This is a genomic window from Aequorivita lipolytica (assembly GCF_007997135.1).
Classification (GTDB): Bacteria; Bacteroidota; Bacteroidia; order Flavobacteriales; family Flavobacteriaceae; genus Aequorivita; species Aequorivita lipolytica.
Map to the genome: position 1 here is coordinate 1 of NZ_VORU01000001.1, position 17,667 is coordinate 17,667.

Sequence of the window (17,667 nt, forward strand, 5' to 3'; positions counted from 1 at the left end):
ATGCGAACCGGATGATTCTCTGGAACAAGATCATCATAACTTGGAGGGAGAAGACTCAGTTGGTTCTGGCTATTGGTCTTCCAAACTACGTTGCTTTTCATAGCATGAAAGTACAAAATTTCACGCTTTTGTCAAAATTATAAAACATAAAAAAGGCTGCCCTTTTTAGACAGCCTCTTTTTTAATAGTAGAATTTAAAACTTCAAATTATTTGCTAATCCAATTCCAGCCTGAAATATCTACAGGAGTACCATTAAAAACATCATCCTGAGGAGTAGTTAATGGAACACCGTCAACAATAATATTTTGCAATGGCCCATTGTCTTTCATATCTACATTGGTTCCATAATCTGAAAGCAAAATATTTGTAAAAGTTCCTCCAGATTGTTTTTTGAATTGAAGCGCGATTCCACTTCCTGCGCTACTTGTGTTGATAGCCGTTAGGTTTACAAAAGAAGGATTGTTATTGTCTCCATCACCTTCCAAAGCTGTAGAGAAACTTGAACCATTGTTAAGAATGTAGGTGTTGGTTATAGTTCCGCTCCAACCTTCAGTCCAATCTACTGAATCATCTTCATTATTTTCAAAATATAAATTTGTTGCAGAAACAGCGCCGCCAAAAAATTCAATTCCATCATCGGCACCATCAATTACGGCAACGTTAGAAATTGAAGTTCCAGAACCTACAGCATAAAGTGTAAGCCCGTTGTATTGTGAGTCTGCATTAATTTGTGCACCTGCCCCACGAATTACAAGATAATCTATGCTTCCAGAGTTATCACTATTGTTTGCGCCTCCATATACAAGACCGCCTACTTCAGCAATAGCATCAACACCTTCAGTAGTTACTCCTTCACCACAAAGTAAAAGCCCACCCCAATCTCCTGGGTTACTACCGGCAGACTTCATAACTACTGGATTTTCGTTGGTACCATTGACTTCTATCTTTCCACCTTGTTCCACAGCAATGTACTTATCAGTTCCTGTTTCAGAAATAATTATAGTTCCCGCAGGAATAATTAGTTTTCCGCCAGATTTTACAAGAGTAGTTCCTTGAAGAAGGTAAACAAGACTTGAATCCAGTTGGGTTGTGCCAGTTATAGTGTTTGGAAGAACCGCTGTGTCTGAATTATTCTGTGTTGCCCAAGCAAACATTGATAAATCTACAGTTGCAGGAGCATTATAACCATTTGCAGGATCAGCAATTTCGCCGCCAATAATTACATTAGCCAACGGGCCATTGTCTTTCATATCTATTCTAGTGCTATAACCTAACAATGAAAGACCAGTAATAGTAGCCCCAGATTGTTTTTTAAACTGTAGCGCAGTGCCACCAACAGTTGAAACTGCTGTGAAGTTTACCAATTTTGGATTTTGATTGTCACCATCTGCTTCTACAGCGGTAGAAAAAGGCTTGGAGTGGCTCACGTAGGTATTGGTGATTGTGCCATTCCATCCTTCTGTCCAGTCAACAGCATCATCTTCATTATTTTCAAAATAAAGGTTTGATGCAGAAACAGTCCCGCCGAAAAACTCTACACCGTCATCAGCGCCATCTATAACAGCTACGTTCGAAATTCGAGTGCCTGAACCTACTGCATAAAGCGTAAGTCCGTTATATTGTGATTCTGAATTGATTTGAGCTCCCGCTCCACGGATGATTAAATATTCAACGCTTCCAGAATTATCTGCATTGTCAGTTCCTCCATAGATAAGACCTCCTACTTCGGCGGTAACATTTACGCCTTCTGTAGTTGTAGCTTTTCCGCAAAGCAATAAACCACCCCAATCTCCAGCGCTATTATTTTCTGAACGCATAACTACTGGGTTTGATGAGGTTCCTTGTACGTCTATTTTCCCACCTTGTTCTACAGCTATATATTTATCTGTTCCAACCTGTGATACAATCACAGTTCCTGCAGGAATGGTCAATTTAGCGCCAGATTTTACAAGGTATGGCCCGGCAACTGTGTACTGAACCGATGGATCTAAAATTCTGTCAGATTCCAACGAACCTATAAGTTGTGTGTTTTCTCCTGGTTCCTCATCATCTGATATGAAACCATCATCACTGCTACATCCGGCAAGGAATAGCGTGCTTACTGTTGCAATTGATAAAGCAAATTTTTTAAAGTTTTTCATTTTCATTCTTAATTGAAGTTAGACATTCTTTTTAAAAAGTATAGTTAAGGTTTAAGCCAAAACGTGCACCAAGCGTGTACGAAAGAACTGTTTCTTCCGTTTCAACATTTGTGGTACTAGGTTTAATTAATTGTGTTCTTTTTATTTCAGGATTTAAAATGTTTTTTCCTGAAAGACCTATTCTGAAATTTTTGGTTATTTCCTTGCTAAGGATCAAATCCAACGAAATAAATCCTTTTTCGATGATAGCGTCGTTATAATTGATGTCTCCTGAAGTTTGGAATTCTGGAGATCCCAAGGCATAAATTCTATCAGAAGCATAATTCCCAGAGATTGTGGCCTCAAAAGGATTTTCTGTATTTGTATTAAAATTCAATGATCCGTTTACAATCCAGTCTGAAGCTCCTTGAAGGTCAATTTCGGTCAAACCCTTATATCTAAAGGTTCTTACGAAGTTTCCTTCATTATCAAAAACTTCTATCAAATCTTGCTTGTGCCACATTCTTGAAGCATTCATATTTAGTTTTAAATTGGGTCTTTCGTCGCCTGAAATTAAGTTTACGCGTCCTTCCACTTCTAGACCGTAAACTTCTGCTTCATTACCAGCATTGAAATAAGAAAATACGCCTGCCGAACCTCTATCCTGAACTTTATTAATTGGGTCTTCAATAAGTTTGTAAAATCCTGTAAGTGATAGCAGTTGATCTTTTGAAGGGAAAAATTCCCACTTTAAGTCGAAATTTCTGTTTAAAGAAGCTTCAATGTTTGGATTACCACGTGTAACCTGGCCAACTGGTGAAACGTATTCAAAAGGAGCGATTTCCTTAAACTCTGGAAGTGTAGTAGTGAAGCTATTTGCAAAACGGATGCTATGTTTTTCATTCAATGCATATTTTACATTGAAAGAAGGAAATACCCTGCGGTAATCTTTATTGGCGCTTCCTTTTCTTCCTGGGAAGTTGTTTACATCCCAATTCACGTCAATATTATCTCTTTGAAATCTTAAACCAGCCTGTACGGTTATTTTTCCTTTAACTCCGGTTACGTTTGTATATCCTGCAACAGACTGCATATCGCCAGTATAAAAATCTGGCGAAAGTGTATTTCTTTTTAAAAGACCGTTGTTGAAATTTTGCTGAGTAAATATTTCTGAAATTTCATCAATAGATTGTGGGTTAATGGCATTGGTTACGGTTTCTTCAGCTCCAAAAAATTGCGAGCCAAAATCACGTGTTTTGTTTCGGTAGGTACCGCCAATGTTTATGTGGAAAAGATTTTCTTCCTCGTCAACAATTTTAATCAGATCGTTTAAACGGCCATTGTATTCCGTATCCTCAATTTTCTGGATACTTTTTCTTTGTTGAAAACCACCGGTGCGCCCAAGTTGAACACTTTCTTCATTAAAGTTTACTTCATTGCGGATACGGTTTGGCTCATCGGCACTTAAATAGTTGTAACCAGCAGCCCAATCCAGTTCGTTCTTCTCGCCAATTTTGTGGTCACCGCTAAGTTGGGTAACGGAAAGCAAAGTTTTCTTAAGGTTTTGATCTCGAATAAATTGTGAAAGACCTTCTTCAGGATCGGTTTCCTCAAAAATTACCGCTTCTCCCGAACGGCCACCTTCAAATACCTCGTCTTCAATTTTATTTATTAATAAAGTGTTGAATTTAATATCGTTATTGTCATCTGCCCTAAACCTAATATGAAATAGGCCAGAAGTGGCTACTTCTTTGTTCCAAGTAATAGCATCTGGAATTACATCATCCAGAAAGTTGGATCGGTATTGTTTAAAAGCACCTTCTCTATATTCAAATTCTTCAGACTGACCTGCCGTGAAAAGTACGCTCAGTTTATTGCCAATTCTTGTTCCAGCACTTAAGGAATAGGATCTATTGATAGGAAAACCTACAACTATAGGGCTCCAGCTTTGCCCTGTAATAGCTTGGTTGGTAGGAACGCTCTTTTGGTAAAACCCGAAGGATACATCTTGATAGTTTGGAGAAACTTTAAAATTATTGAAAACCCCGTTGCTCATTACATTGGAGTTAATAGAGGTACTCGCGCTTACTGATAACAGGTTGCTGCCGGAAAGTTCTTTGGTATTTATATCAATATTTCCCGAAGCCTGATCTGCAGAAATGTTTGGCGATGTGGTTTTGCTAACGTCAATACTTTGAATAAGTCGCGTTGGGAAAAGATTCAGGTTTATATTCTTCCTTTCAATATTATCTGAAGGAATAGGAAGTCCATTTAAAGTAGTATATAAGTATCTGTCACCAAGTCCGCGAACAAAAATAGCGCCACTACCGTCAGTTTTTGATACTCCCGAAATTTTTGTAGTTGCGCCGGCGGCATCAGAAACACCGAGTTTTGACAATTGTTCTGCGCCAATACTTTCTTTAATGGCAATCGCTTTTTTCTGTTCCAGCAGTAAAGCGACTTCACTTTCCCTTCGCGTTGTGGTTTTAATTACTACTTCATCAAGTGCTGCAGCACTTGCGCCCATTGGCACATCTATATTTGTTACCTTGTCTGCACTTATTTTAACATCGGGTATTTCAACTGTTTCATAACCTACAAAACTATAGACCACAGTATAGGTTCCGGGTGCAACGTTTTCCAAAGAATACAGTCCGTCAATATCTGAGGTTACCCCTTTTTCAGTTCCTTTCAGAAATATATTTGCAAAAGGTAAAGGTTCATTATTATATTCTGTGTCGGTAAGTTTTCCAACAATAGTACCCGTTTGTGCTATAGTAACGGAAGTTAAAAAGAAGAATAAAACTTTAATAATTGATTTCATTTTTGTCGTTTGATTTATTGGTGCAAAGAAACCGTCCTTATGTAAAGACGGTGTTAAGTAGCTGTTACCAATTAGTCATTTTAGGGTTAGCTAAAGGTTAAGCGGAAACAAAAAAATATGCTTGCTTTGCTTTTTGAAAATAGTATCTTGCCTTCAAACTTTTGAAGATTATGATGCAATGGGAACAGTTGCTCTCTTTACGGAAGCACGGAGATAAAAATAAAAGACTACGGATTGAAGAAAACGAAACCCGTTTGGGCTTTGAAGTAGATTATGACCGTGTTATTTTTTCATCGGCTTTTCGAAGTTTGCAGGACAAAACGCAGGTAATTCCATTGGCAAAAACATCTTTTGTACACACGCGATTAACGCATAGTTTGGAGGTTTCCGTGGTTGGCCGCTCGTTGGGAAGAATTGTGGGAAAGGAAATATTGAAGAAACATCCGCAATTGCAAACTACGCATGGCTATCAATTCAACGATTTTGGAGCGATTGTAGCTGCTGCCGCTTTGGCGCACGACATTGGCAATCCGCCATTCGGACACAGTGGTGAAAAGGCAATTGGCGATTATTTTTTGAACGGAGACGGCAAACGTTTTAAAGAGCAACTTACTGAAAGGGAATATCAAGATTTGGTGGATTTTGAAGGAAATGCGAATGGCTTCAAAATTTTGACAGAATCCAAAAACGGTGTTGAAGGCGGTTTGCGGTTAACTTATGCAACCTTGGGTGCGTTTATGAAATACCCGAAACAATCCCTTCCCAAAAAACCTACCGCTCATGTTGCCGATAAAAAATTTGGCGTTTTTCAAAGTGATACTGAATTTTTTAATGAAGTGGTTTCTGAACTTGGTCTTTTAAATCGAAACAATAATGGCTACGCGCGCCATCCGTTGGCATTCCTTGTTGAAGCTGCGGATGATATTTGCTATACAATTATAGATTTTGAAGATGGGATTAACCTCGGTTTAATTGAAGAGGAAATCGCTTTGGAATATTTGATAAACCTAGTTCGAAACAGTTTAAAAAAAGATATTTATTCACGCTTAAAAACCGTTCAGGATAGATTGGCATATTTGCGTTCCCTTGCTATAAACACTTTGATTGCTGAGGCTGCTGCAATTTTCATAGATAATGAGGAGGCAATTTTGAAAGGCACTTTTCCCGAAGCTTTGCTGGATAGAAGCCAATACAAAGCCCAAATAGCAGATATTATAAAAATAAGTATTGAAAAAGTTTACCAAAGTACCGAGGTAACTGAGAAGGAGATTGCAGGTTACAATATATTATCTACATTGCTAAATGCATTTACACATGCTTTTGAAAATCACCAAGATGCTAAGGCGCGTCATTACGACAAACTATTATTGCGAATGTTTGAATGTGACCTTTCCAAAAACCAATCGGTTTACGAATATTTAATGGAGAGCTGTAGTTACATATCGCGGTTGACGGATGGAAATGCGCTTCAAATTTTTCAGAAAATAAAAGGGAATTTGTAGTAAAAAGATATTTATTCATATTATAAATGGTAATAATTGATGTCTAGAAGTTTATATTCTCAATTTATGGTACTTTTATAAAGTATAGTATCAAAAATACTTAACCTAAAATAATTCTTATGAAAAAATTTTTCTACTTCGTATTACTTTTAGCGGTCAATTTTTCCTTTGCGCAAGATTATTCTTCCACAGTAAATACATACCTGCAAAATAACCGAGCACAATTTGAGCTGCAACTCCAGGATATTTCTGATATCAGCATTGTTTCACAAAGTTTTTCGAAAAGCCTAAAGGCGAATACTGTTTATGTTGAACAGCGCTATCAAGGCATTAAATTGTTCAATTCTACTTCGCCTTTTGTTATAAAAGATGGTTTTGTTGCATCAGCGAAAGTTTCTTTTGCTCAAAATATAGCTTCAAAAGTGAATGCCAGTACGCCGGGATTGACCCCTAATATTGCAATAGCAAAAGCTGCTGCAGCTCTAGGCCTGAACGCCCCCTCCAATCTAAATTTACTTGAAACGGGAATGGACAACTCCTTTGTTTTTTCAAATGGAAATATTTCTTTGGAAAACATTCCGGTACAATTGGTTTATCAAAAAATAGAAGCTACAAATAGCTTGAGGCTGGCTTGGGATCTCAGCATTTATTTGCTTGATGCAAGCCATTATTACAGTGTCCGTATTGATGCTGTAACAGGGGAATTATTGGAAACTATGGACTGGGTTTCGCAATGTGAACTGCCAGATTTTTCCGCAAAGCATAATGATCTATCAAAAAATGAAGACAGTGTTTTGTTTGAAAACATTCCTTTAGCCGAAAAAAACATTCTTGTGGACGCTCAATATAGGGTTTTTGCATTGCCACTTAGAAATCCTAACGATGGACCGGATACACTGGTAATTACTCCTGAAGATGCTACAGCCTCTCCGTTTGGATGGCATGATACCAATGGCGTTGTAGGTGCAGAATTTACAATCACAAGAGGAAATAATGCATATTCATATTTAGATTTGTGTGATACAAACTCAGGAGATTCACCTGACGGTGGCGCTTCTTTAAATTTCGATTTCCCTTTTAATTTGCCTCAGTCCCCAGCTAACTTTAGAGACGCCTCAGCAGTGAATTTATTTTATTTGAATAATATTATTCACGATGTAATGCACCAATATGGCTTTGATGAAGCCAGTGGGAACTTTCAAGAAAATAATTACGGCAATGGCGGAGCTGGTAGTGATTCTGTAAATGCAGAAGCACAAGATGGTGGAGGAACCAATAATGCAAACTTTGCAACACCACCAGATGGGAGCAACCCCAGAATGCAAATGTATCTTTGGGGTGGAGGTACCACTCCGGTTGCAGATATTTTTACAATTAATAGTGGCCCACTTGCAGGAGTGTATAGTGGCATTGCGGCAGGTTTTGGAGCTGGAATCCCTCTTAATCTAACACAAGATTTAGTTTTGATTGAAGATGATGATTCTGGACCTTCTTCAGATCCAAATGACGGTTGCGACAATATTACAAATGGCGGTTCCTTAAATGGAAAAATTGCGGTAATAAGAAGAGGTGAGTGCGAATTTGGTTTTAAGGTTTTGGCTGCACAAAACAATGGTGCTGTAGCAGCTATTATTGTAAACAATGTAGCGGGCGATCCTCCGCTAATGGGTGCAGGAGTTGTGGGCTGTCAAGTTACTATCCCAGCATTCGCAATATCAAATATTGATGGTGATCCTATAATCGCGTTATTAGATGGTGGTGGCTCTGTTAATGGAACTATAAATGGAACGAATGTACCATTTAGTCTTGACGGAAGCCTAGATACAGAGATTGTAACCCACGAATATGCTCACGGTATTTCAAACAGATTGACAGCTGGACCATCAAATGTTGGCTGTCTACAGAACCAAGAACAAATGGGTGAAGGTTGGAGCGATTACTTTGCTTTAGTGATGACAATTTACGATGGGGATCAAGGAGCAAATATAAGAGGGATGGGATCTTATGCCTCTGGAAATCCAAACGGTATTAGAACATATCCATATAGCACCAATTTTGCTGTAAACCCTCACACCTATGATGATATTAAAGCCGAAGTCGCTCCGCATGGCGTGGGTTCAGTATGGGCAGCGATGCTATGGGAAATGACATGGGATCTTATAGACGCATATGGTTTTGATGCAGATCTATATAATGGTACTGGCGGTAATAATATTGCTTTACAATTGGTAACGGACGGAATGAAATTACAAACTTGTAGCCCAGGATTCGTAGATGGAAGAGATGCTATTCTTGAAGCAGACCAAATTGCTAATGGAGGTGCGAACGAATGCCTTATTTGGTATGCTTTTGCAAGAAGAGGTTTGGGATTTAGTGCCAGTCAAGGAAGTTCTAATAGCAAGAGCGACGGTACTGAAGCTTATGATTTTCCACCATTTTGCTTATTAGGGGTAAATGATAATGGCAGTATTAACAATTTCATTATCTATCCAAACCCTTCAAATGGCGAAATCAATATTAAGTCCAGATTTGATGTGGGCAAAACGATAATAACTGTTTTTGATATGAACGGTAGAAAGGTTTTTAACCAACAGTTGGAACTTTATAATACAAAAAGCATAAATGCAAGCGGTCTTAACGCTGGCATTTATTTAATAAAAATTGAAAGCGCCAACCATTCACAAACTTCCAAATTGATAATCAACTAAGACTAACATATTTCTGAATTTAAAAAAGAGGTCTTTAAACGGGCCTCTTTTTATTTTTTATTAAGAAATCAATCTCGGTTTAATTGAAGAGGAAATCGCTTTCGAAATATTGAATAAACCTAGTTCGGAACAGTTTAAAAAAAGATATTTATTCACGCTTGAAAACTGTGCAGGATAGATTGGCCTATTTGCATTCCCTTGCTATATACACTTTGATTGCTGAGGCTGCGGCAATTTTCATCAATAATGAGGAGGAAATTTTGAAAGGCACTTTTCCCGAAGCTTGCTAGACAGAAGCCAATACAAGACCCAAATAACAGATATTATAAAGATAAGTGTTGAAAAATATAGCGGTTGACCGACGGCAATACGCTTCAAATTTTTTAGAAATTGAAAGGAAATCTTTAGAATAATTGGCGCGTTGCGTCTAAAAATGTTAAAAATGAAATAATAGGCGGTAATATTGTCATTTTTATGATATTTTTATAAATTCTATTTTTGGAAATTTTTAAATCAATATTTTCTTGATCAATTTTTCTGATCTCAATTCACAATTAAAAAATTTAATTTTATGAAAAAAGTTCTTTACTTAATTGTCATTTTTGCTGTAAATATCTCTTTTGCACAGGATTACAGCAGCGTGATAAAATCGTACCTACAACAGAATCGTTCGCAGTATTCGCTAGAACAGCAAGATGTGTCGGACATTTCTATTGTTTCCCAAAGCTTCTCAAAAAGCTTGCAGGCTCAAAACGTTTACGTTGCGCAGCGCTATCAGGGTATTACAGTGTTCAATTCCAATTCACCGTTTGTTATTAAAGACGGTTCAGTGGTAAACGCAAAATTATCATTTACCGAAAATGCAGCGGTAAAAGTAAATAGTACTTCGCCTTCGATTTCTGCAGTAAATGCAATCTCCAAGGCTGCCAATTGGCTAGGACTGCAAAATCCTTCCAATTTGAATTTAATAGAAACGGTATCTGACCGTAGCTATATCTTTTCCAATGGTAACATTTCACAGAATAATATTCCAGTGGAGCTTGTATATCAAAAAATGGAAGATACTGGAGCTTTAAAACTAGCTTGGGATTTGAGTATCTATCTTATAGATTCAACACACTATTACAATGTTCGTATAGATGCATTAACAGGCGTTCTATTGGCAACTGATGATTGGGTTGCTAGCTGCAACTTTGGTGAAGGAGCACATTCGCACGCTTCAGCGGAGAGCATACTTTTTTCAGATAAAAATAGTAATTCTAGCATCGCTCCCATGGGAGGCACAGCTTACAGAGTATTCGCACTGCCTTTAATAGGTCCAAATGATGGTGATGACCAATTGGTGTCTGACCCTGCAGATCCTATAGCCTCACCTTTTGGATGGCACGATGTTGATGGTGTTCCTGGTGCAGAATTTACTACTACGCGCGGTAATAATGTACTTGCACAAGAAGATGCTAACGGAAATAACGGTAATGGCATGCTCGCCGATGGTGGTGCTGGCCTTCTATTCGACTTTGCTTATGATCTTCCAAGAGCGCCTGCAGCATTCCGTGAAGCGGCTATAACAAATCTCTTTTACGTGAACAATATGATGCATGATATAATGTTTCAATATGGTTTTGACGAAGTGTCGGGAAATTTCCAGTTAAAAAATTATTCCGCACTTGGTCTAGGTGGTGATTTTGTCTTTGCAGATGCCCAAGATGGTAGCGGATTAAATAATGCAAATTTTAGCACACCTCCAGACGGTGGTGCTCCCAGAATGCAAATGTACCTTTGGAGTGCCCCAGGAGATGTTCTAGGTACACTTATGAATGTTAATGGAGGCCCGTTGGCGGGAGAGTATTTAGCTATGGATTCCAACTTTATAAACGGAACACCACTTCCAACTACAGCTATTACAGAAGATTTAGTTTTAGTTGTCGACGATAACGCCGGTTCTTCTACAGATCCAAATGATGGCTGTGATACGATTCTAAACAGTGCCGAAATCAATGGCAAAATAGCCGTTGTTAGATGGGGTGGTTGTAATGGACCTTTTAAAATGACTAAGGTTGAGGCAGCGGGAGCTATAGCCGTGGTTGTTGTTTATAATTTACCTACAGATCCAATCGCTATGCTTGGTGGTGGATCAAACTTAAGTATTCCTTGTATTATGATCTATCAATCTGATGGAGAAGCCATTATAACAGCTTTGTTAAATGGAGATACTGTTAATGCAACACTTCGTGACGATGGCTCAGGAAATGACCCTTTTCAAAGAGATGGAGATCTTGATAATGTAATTATTGCTCACGAATATGGACATGGTATTTCCAACCGCTTAACTGGGGGGCCTTCTGCATCTAGTTGCCTTCAAAACCAAGAACAAATGGGAGAAGGTTGGAGTGATTATTTTGGTTATATCCTAACAATGAAAGCCACTGATGTAAGTACAGATCCTAGAGGTACTGGCACATATGCGGTAGGTGAAGGAATTGCAGGTAGAGGTTTAAGAACCAAACCTTATACTACAGACTTTGCTCTTAACGATTTTACTTATAACTCTATTAAAACTCAAGTGGCTCCTCACGGAGTAGGTTCCGTTTGGGCAACCATGCTTTGGGATTTAACTTGGGATCTGATTGACGAATACGGTTTTGATCCAGATATTTACAATGGTAGCGGTGGTAACAATATTTCCCTGCAACTTGTTATAGATGGAATGAAGCTTCAACCTTGTAGTCCAGGTTTTGTTGATGGTCGTGATGCTATTATTGAAGCAGATCTAATTGCCAACGGAGGCGCTAACAGATGTCTTATCTGGAGAGCTTTTGCAAATCGCGGTCTTGGAGTTAGTGCAACTCAAGGAAGCACTAATAGCAAATCTGATGGAACAGAGGCTTTTGATGTTCCTCCAGGATGTGAGCTAGGTGTTTCAGACAACGGTGCTGATGAAATCAACTTCATCGTATTCCCGAATCCTTCAAATGGAGAAATTAATATCAAATCCAAATATGATGTTGGAGATGCAACAATCTCTATTTTTGATATGAATGGAAGAAAAGTTTTCAGTCAAGAAGTTGAATTGCGTCAGAATGCTAGTGTAAACGCCAGTGGACTTAATACAGGTATTTACTTGATGCAGATAGAAAGCGCTGACCGTTCACAAACAACAAAGTTGATAATCAACTAAGATTTATTATATATTGAATTCTAAAAGAGGCTCGAAAGAGCCTCTTTTTTTATAAATACCGTTGAAGCGATTGTTTTATTTTTTCTGAAGAGATACCCGAAAGTTCTTGCAATTCTGAAATTGTACCGTGTTCGGGAAAACAATCCTGAATGCCTAAAATTTCAATAGGGTTTTTATATTGATTGCGAGATGCAAATGATGCAACCGAAGACCCTAAACCCCCAATGACGGTACCGTCTTCAATGGTAATAATTATACTGTATTCTTTAAATACCTGATGAAGTAACGCTTCGTCCAAAGGTTTTAAAAAGCGCATATCAACCAAACCCACGTTTTCTTGTTCAATATTAGAAAGCAGGGCTATAGCTCCCAAAGCATTCTTTTCTGCAGTTCCAATAGTTAAAACCGCGATTTTAGTACCCTCTTTAAGTACTTCACCTTTACCTATTTCAATTTTATCAAAAGATCGCTGCCAATCATAGATAGAACCCCGACCTCTAGGATAGCGAATAAATATTGGCAAATCCAACCCTTTTTGAGCAGTGTACATACCATTTCGCAATTCTACTTCATTTCGAGGTGCAAAAATGATGAGGTTCGGAATACAGTTTAAATAAGCCAAATCAAAAATACCATGATGCGTTGCACCATCTTCACCCACAAGTCCGGCTCTGTCCAAACAAAAAACAACAGATATTTTTTGAAGACACACATCGTGTATAACCTGATCATAAGCTCGCTGTAAAAATGTTGAATAAATATTACAAAAAACGGTAAAACCTTGCGTAGCCATACCCGCGGCAAATGTTACCGCATGCTGTTCTGCTATGCCCACATCAAAAGCTCTTTCGGGGAAAACATCCATCATAAATTTCAGAGAGCTTCCCGTTGGCATCGCTGGGGTGATACCAATTATTTTTTCGTTTGTTGTAGCCAGCTCAACCAAAGTTTTCCCGAACACATCTTGAAATTTTGGTGGCTGAGCTTCAATATTTTTTGGAGCGAGATCGCCCGTAAGTGCGTCAAATTTCCCAGGGGCGTGGTACACCACTTGATTTTCCTCGGCTTGTCGCAAGCCTTTTCCTTTCGTTGTAATTACGTGAAGTACTTTTGGTCCTGGAACATTTTTCAATCTTTCCAATTCTGAAATAACCAATTCTAGATTGTGCCCGTCAATAGGCCCTGAATAGTTAAAATTCAATGCTTCAAAAATATTGTCTGATTCTTTGGCGCCATCAAGTTTCACTTTGGTGAAATAATCCTTGAGCGCACCCACGCTCGGGTCTATACCGATGGCGTTATCGTTCAGAATAACTAAAAGATTGGTGTTTGTAACTCCCGCATGGTTCAGTGCTTCAAAGGCCATTCCACTGGCGATAGATGCGTCACCAACTACGGCAATATGCTGTTTTTCGGTTTCTCCTTTTAATTTTGAAGCAATTGCCATTCCCAGAGCTGCCGAAATTGCCGTACTGCTATGCCCAACTCCAAAAGTGTCATATTCACTTTCATCTCTTTTTGGGAAACCACTGATGCCTCCCAATTGTCGGTTAGTGTGAAAAATTTCCTTTCTGCCCGTTAGTATTTTGTGTCCGTAAGCTTGATGACCCACATCCCAAACCAAAATATCATCCGGCGTGTGGAACACATAGTGAAGTGCAATGGTAAGCTCAACCACGCCAAGGCTGGCGCCCAAATGGCCTTCTTTGGTAGCGACAATATTTATGATAAATTCACGAAGCTCTTGCGCTACTTGCGTCAATTTTTTCTTCGGAATTTTGCGAAGGTCTTCGGGAAATGTGATTGTATTTAAGATATTTTCTGGCACGGAGTAAAGATACAGTTATTGCGAAGTTGTTAATTGGTGAATTCGTTAATTTGTTAATTCGTAATTTCGTGTTTTGCTTTGAAGCGATTCCTAAAAAAATATAAATACGAAATCATAATAGACTTTAAAATTTGAATTTCAAATTGTGAACATAATAAATCCATACGACGACACCTATTTTATGAAACGCGCAATGCAAGAGGCGGAAACGGCTTATGAAAGAGGAGAAATACCAATTGGCGCAGTAATCGTAATAAATAATCAAATTATTGCCCGTTCGCACAATCTTACTGAAACCTTGAATGACGTTACCGCCCACGCCGAAATGCAGGCCATTACTGCAGCGGCTAATTACTTGGGTGGAAAGTATTTGATAGACTGCACACTCTATGTGACTATTGAACCTTGCCAAATGTGTGCTGGTGCCTTATTTTGGAGCCAGATTTCAAAAATTGTTTATGGGGCGAGAGACGAGCAGCGTGGTTGCATTGCGCTAAACACAAAGCTACACCCAAAAACAATTATAACGGGTGGTATAATGGCTGATGAAGCCTCCAAATTGCTGAAACGGTTTTTTGTTGAAAAAAGAAATTTGAATTAGGCTTCGTTAAGATTCACGATACATTCAGGATTTTTTTTCTTTTTTCTTTTCATTTTGATATTCGCGCATTTTCAAAATATTTTCTTTCGTAAGCATGTAATCTTTTACATTTCTGTCCTTCCATCTATGATAGATAAATAAAGGCATCAATATGAAAAAGGCAGTTATTAATGCAAGACCAATAATTAAATTTCCTGTAGCTTCATCTTCCGCTTTTATGTAAAAACCAATACCTAAACTTATAAGCACGGAGATAAATAATATGATTATTATATTTTTCATTTTTAATGTAGATTATGAAATTATTTGCCCGAAAAATCAATCAGTTTTCGGCGATAGGCTGTAAGCAATTTCGATTTTGAAACAAAGCCATAATATTTTCCGTCGCTTATCACGGGAAGATTCCACGCTCCGGTGTCTTGGAATTTCTTCATCACGTCAGTCATTTTATCTTCGTTTAAGTCTATCAGCCCTGGTGCGCTGTGCATAAGCTCGGTTGCTTTTACTTCTTCATATAAAGTTTGATCGAACATAACGGGTCGTAAATCGTCGAGTAGAATGATTCCTTCCAGCGTGTTTGTTTCTTTATTTAATACTGGAAAAAGGTTTCTTTTAGACTTCACAACGGCTTGGTGCACAATTTCACCGAGAGTCATTTCAGGATATATAGTTACAAAATCACGTTCTATAACAGTTTGAATGTCCATTAAAGTAAGCACGGCATGGTCTTTATCGTGGGTAATCAAATCGCCTTTTCTTCCAAGTTCCATAGCGTAAACGGAGTGTGGGATAAAGTATTTGGTGATTGAAAAACTAATAGCAGCCGTTATCATCAGCGGTATGAAGAGCTCGTAGCCGCCGGTTACTTCAGCAATTAGGAATATTGCGGTTAATGGAGCGTAGAGTACCCCGGCCATTAAACCCGTCATTCCAACTAAAGTGAAATTACTTTCTGAAACGCCATTTGGGAAGAGTCCACAATTATTAAGAATTTTTGCAACCACGTTGCCCATAATACTTCCCATAAAAAGTACTGGGGCGAAAATTCCACCAACACCACCGGCGCCAAAGGTAAGTGCGCTGGCAATTATTTTGAAAAAAACCAATCCCGCTAAAAGCGCTATAACCACCCAAATATTGTTTAATTCAAGCTGAAAAATATTGTTCTGCAACGCTATTTCGGGATTTCCTTTCACCAAGTTATTTATAACATCAAAGCCTTCACCATAAAGCGGAGGAATAAAATAAACAAGTACGCCAAGACCAACGCCACCAAAGAGAAGACGTTTAGCGGGAGAATTTATTTTTTCAAAAAACGCTTGAATATAGGCGTAAACCTTTGTAAAGTAAACCGAAGTAAACCCAGCTACAAGCCCCAAAATCATATAGAAAGGAACGTCGCTTAAATAAAATGCATCTGTATTTTTAAAAGGTAATAAAACATCACTTCCAAAAAAGAAATAGGAAGTAAGTATACCCGAAATAGAAGCCAACAATAACGGAAGCATCGAGGCCAATGTTAAATCTAGACTAAAGACTTCAATCGCAAAAATAAGCGCAGCAATTGGCGCTTTAAAAATAGAAGCCATAGCCCCTGCAGCCGCACAACCAATAAGCAAAGTTCTATTTGCTTGGTTTAAGTGAAGTACTCGCGATAGGTTTGAACTTAATGCGGCTCCAGTTGCAACGGTTGGACCTTCCAAACCCACAGATCCTCCAAAACCAACTGTAATGGGCGCTGTTAAAATACTGCCGAACATTTGGTAGCGCTTTATAAAACCTTTCTTTTTTGAAATTGCAAATAGCGTTGAAGGAATGCCGTGGCTTACTTTATTTCGTATTACATATTTTATAATTAAGTAAACTAACGTCAACCCAAGAATTGGAAATACAAAATAGAAAGCCGTATGGTAATATTGAACCAAATTACCTTCCAGCAAATGCTGAATAAAGTGGGTTAGGTTTTTAAGGATAACTGCGCCAACTCCCGCCAAAAAGCCTACAACAATAGCTATTAAATACACAAACTGGGTTTGCGAGATGTGTTTAATTCGCCAAATAAGGAAGCGGGTTAGTAAGTTTCGTTTTTGTTTTGGCATTGGGTTTTTAGTGCTGCTTCTAAATTGTTAAGGTCTTGAATGTAAATTTGTTTTAAGGCTTCGGTATATACGTCATTGTTATAATAACCATTGTTGAAATTAGCAATTGCAATATCTAATTCATTTTTGGCCTCTTCGCATTTGTTGGCTTCAAATAGAATGAGGGCTTTATAATAACTTCCGTCTGCGGTTCTATTTTTATTGTACACAATCATTTTATTGAAATCTAATAGTGCTGCTTCGGGATTTTTATTTTCGTAATGGGCAATTCCTCGGTATAAAAAAGCTGTGGGTTCTGCCCAATCTTCACCGTTTTCTGCGGTTACTTCATCAATATAATGATCTAAATATTTTATGGAATTTTCATAATCCTTCAATCCCAAATAAGCCAATCCCCGCCAATAATCTACGCTTTGCCCCTGTGGCGCATCTGTGAAATTTGGCGTCAAGGTATCTGAAGCGTTAAAATCTGCAATTGCTTTTTCATAATCTCTATAAAACTGAAGGTAAAGATAACCGCGCCAAGGCACCCAAATTTTAGGATCGCATTCAACAGCTTTATCAAATTGAACTTTCCAAGGTAACATTAAGCCTCGTTTTAAATACGCAACAGAAAGCTCGCGCACGGCATCGCAGTGTTCTGGATTGAGCGCTACAATACTATCTAACATAGACATAACCTTTGGCGTACCTTGGCCATAGTACCCAATAGGATCATACATTTTTTTGGCAAGCGCTACTCTTTCTTCCGAAGAAAGAGTTTCCGCATCTTTGCCACAGCTCATTAGCAAAACTAAAGCTACAAG

At 38.3% G+C, this 17,667-nt stretch carries 10 protein-coding genes; 4 read left to right on the forward strand and 6 right to left on the reverse strand.

Translation table 11 applies throughout. The features are described 5' to 3' along the window. Nucleotides 1–207: 207 nt before the first annotated feature. Nucleotides 208–2,142, reverse strand: coding sequence for a hypothetical protein (locus ESV24_RS00005; protein ID WP_111814066.1), 1,935 nt, complete (start codon nt 2,140–2,142; stop codon nt 208–210). A gap of 31 nt (nt 2,143–2,173) precedes the next feature. Continuing rightward, on the reverse strand, nt 2,174–4,945 hold the full coding sequence (locus ESV24_RS00010) for a TonB-dependent receptor (RefSeq protein ID WP_111813228.1): 2,772 nt from the start codon (nt 4,943–4,945) through the stop codon (nt 2,174–2,176). Nucleotides 4,946–5,118: 173 nt separating this feature from the next. Here ESV24_RS00010 and ESV24_RS00015 point away from each other — a divergent pair, with 173 nt between their 5' ends. The 3 genes from ESV24_RS00015 to ESV24_RS00030 all read left to right on the forward strand — a co-directional run bounded on the left by ESV24_RS00015 (nt 5,119) and on the right by ESV24_RS00030 (nt 12,333). After that, nucleotides 5,119–6,447: a deoxyguanosinetriphosphate triphosphohydrolase gene (locus ESV24_RS00015; RefSeq protein WP_170227850.1), complete on the forward strand. Its 1,329-nt coding sequence runs from the start codon at nt 5,119–5,121 to the stop codon at nt 6,445–6,447. A gap of 119 nt (nt 6,448–6,566) precedes the next feature. Next, nucleotides 6,567–9,155: a T9SS-dependent M36 family metallopeptidase gene (locus tag ESV24_RS00020; protein WP_111813230.1), complete on the forward strand. Its 2,589-nt coding sequence runs from the start codon at nt 6,567–6,569 to the stop codon at nt 9,153–9,155. Between the two features lie 571 nt (nt 9,156–9,726). Beyond that, on the forward strand, nt 9,727–12,333 hold the full coding sequence (locus ESV24_RS00030) for a T9SS-dependent M36 family metallopeptidase (protein ID WP_111813231.1): 2,607 nt from the start codon (nt 9,727–9,729) through the stop codon (nt 12,331–12,333). 49 nt (nt 12,334–12,382) lie between these two features. Here ESV24_RS00030 and ESV24_RS00035 read toward each other — a convergent pair whose 3' ends face one another. Further along, nucleotides 12,383–14,161 (reverse strand): 1-deoxy-D-xylulose-5-phosphate synthase, encoded by a 1,779-nt coding sequence (locus ESV24_RS00035; RefSeq protein WP_111813232.1) that lies wholly within the window; start codon nt 14,159–14,161, stop codon nt 12,383–12,385. 151 nt (nt 14,162–14,312) lie between these two features. Between ESV24_RS00035 and ESV24_RS00040 the strand changes: the two genes are divergently transcribed. Continuing rightward, nucleotides 14,313–14,762 carry a nucleoside deaminase gene (locus ESV24_RS00040; RefSeq protein WP_111814068.1) on the forward strand — a complete coding sequence of 150 codons (450 nt, stop codon included), beginning with the start codon at nt 14,313–14,315 and terminating at the stop codon, nt 14,760–14,762. A gap of 24 nt (nt 14,763–14,786) precedes the next feature. Here the strand turns inward: ESV24_RS00040 and ESV24_RS00045 are convergent, their stop codons facing one another. From ESV24_RS00045 to ESV24_RS00055, 3 genes are read right to left on the reverse strand one after another with little or no spacing between them, the layout of a single operon-like run. Beyond that, entirely contained in the window at nt 14,787–15,044 is a 258-nt protein-coding gene (locus ESV24_RS00045) for a hypothetical protein (RefSeq protein ID WP_111813233.1), read from the reverse strand. A 20-nt stretch (nt 15,045–15,064) separates the two neighbouring features. Then, nucleotides 15,065–16,861 (reverse strand): chloride channel protein, encoded by a 1,797-nt coding sequence (locus ESV24_RS00050; RefSeq protein WP_111813234.1) that lies wholly within the window; start codon nt 16,859–16,861, stop codon nt 15,065–15,067. Next, nucleotides 16,834–17,646: a tetratricopeptide repeat protein gene (locus ESV24_RS00055; protein WP_235003954.1), complete on the reverse strand. Its 813-nt coding sequence runs from the start codon at nt 17,644–17,646 to the stop codon at nt 16,834–16,836. Before ESV24_RS00055 ends, ESV24_RS00050 begins: the two co-directional genes overlap by 28 nt. Between the last annotated feature and the right edge of the window lie 21 nt (nt 17,647–17,667).

Coding starts and splice junctions, on each gene's coding strand:
- ESV24_RS00005 (WP_111814066.1), bottom strand. CDS start 2,142: ATGAAAAACTTTAAAAAATTTGCTTTATCAATTGCAACAGTAAGCACG.
- ESV24_RS00010 (WP_111813228.1), bottom strand. CDS start 4,945: ATGAAATCAATTATTAAAGTTTTATTCTTCTTTTTAACTTCCGTTACT.
- ESV24_RS00015 (WP_170227850.1), top strand. CDS start 5,119: ATGCAATGGGAACAGTTGCTCTCTTTACGGAAGCACGGAGATAAAAAT.
- ESV24_RS00020 (WP_111813230.1), top strand. CDS start 6,567: ATGAAAAAATTTTTCTACTTCGTATTACTTTTAGCGGTCAATTTTTCC.
- ESV24_RS00030 (WP_111813231.1), top strand. CDS start 9,727: ATGAAAAAAGTTCTTTACTTAATTGTCATTTTTGCTGTAAATATCTCT.
- ESV24_RS00045 (WP_111813233.1), bottom strand. CDS start 15,044: ATGAAAAATATAATAATCATATTATTTATCTCCGTGCTTATAAGTTTA.
- ESV24_RS00050 (WP_111813234.1), bottom strand. CDS start 16,861: ATGCCAAAACAAAAACGAAACTTACTAACCCGCTTCCTTATTTGGCGA.
- ESV24_RS00055 (WP_235003954.1), bottom strand. CDS start 17,646: ATGAGCTGTGGCAAAGATGCGGAAACTCTTTCTTCGGAAGAAAGAGTA.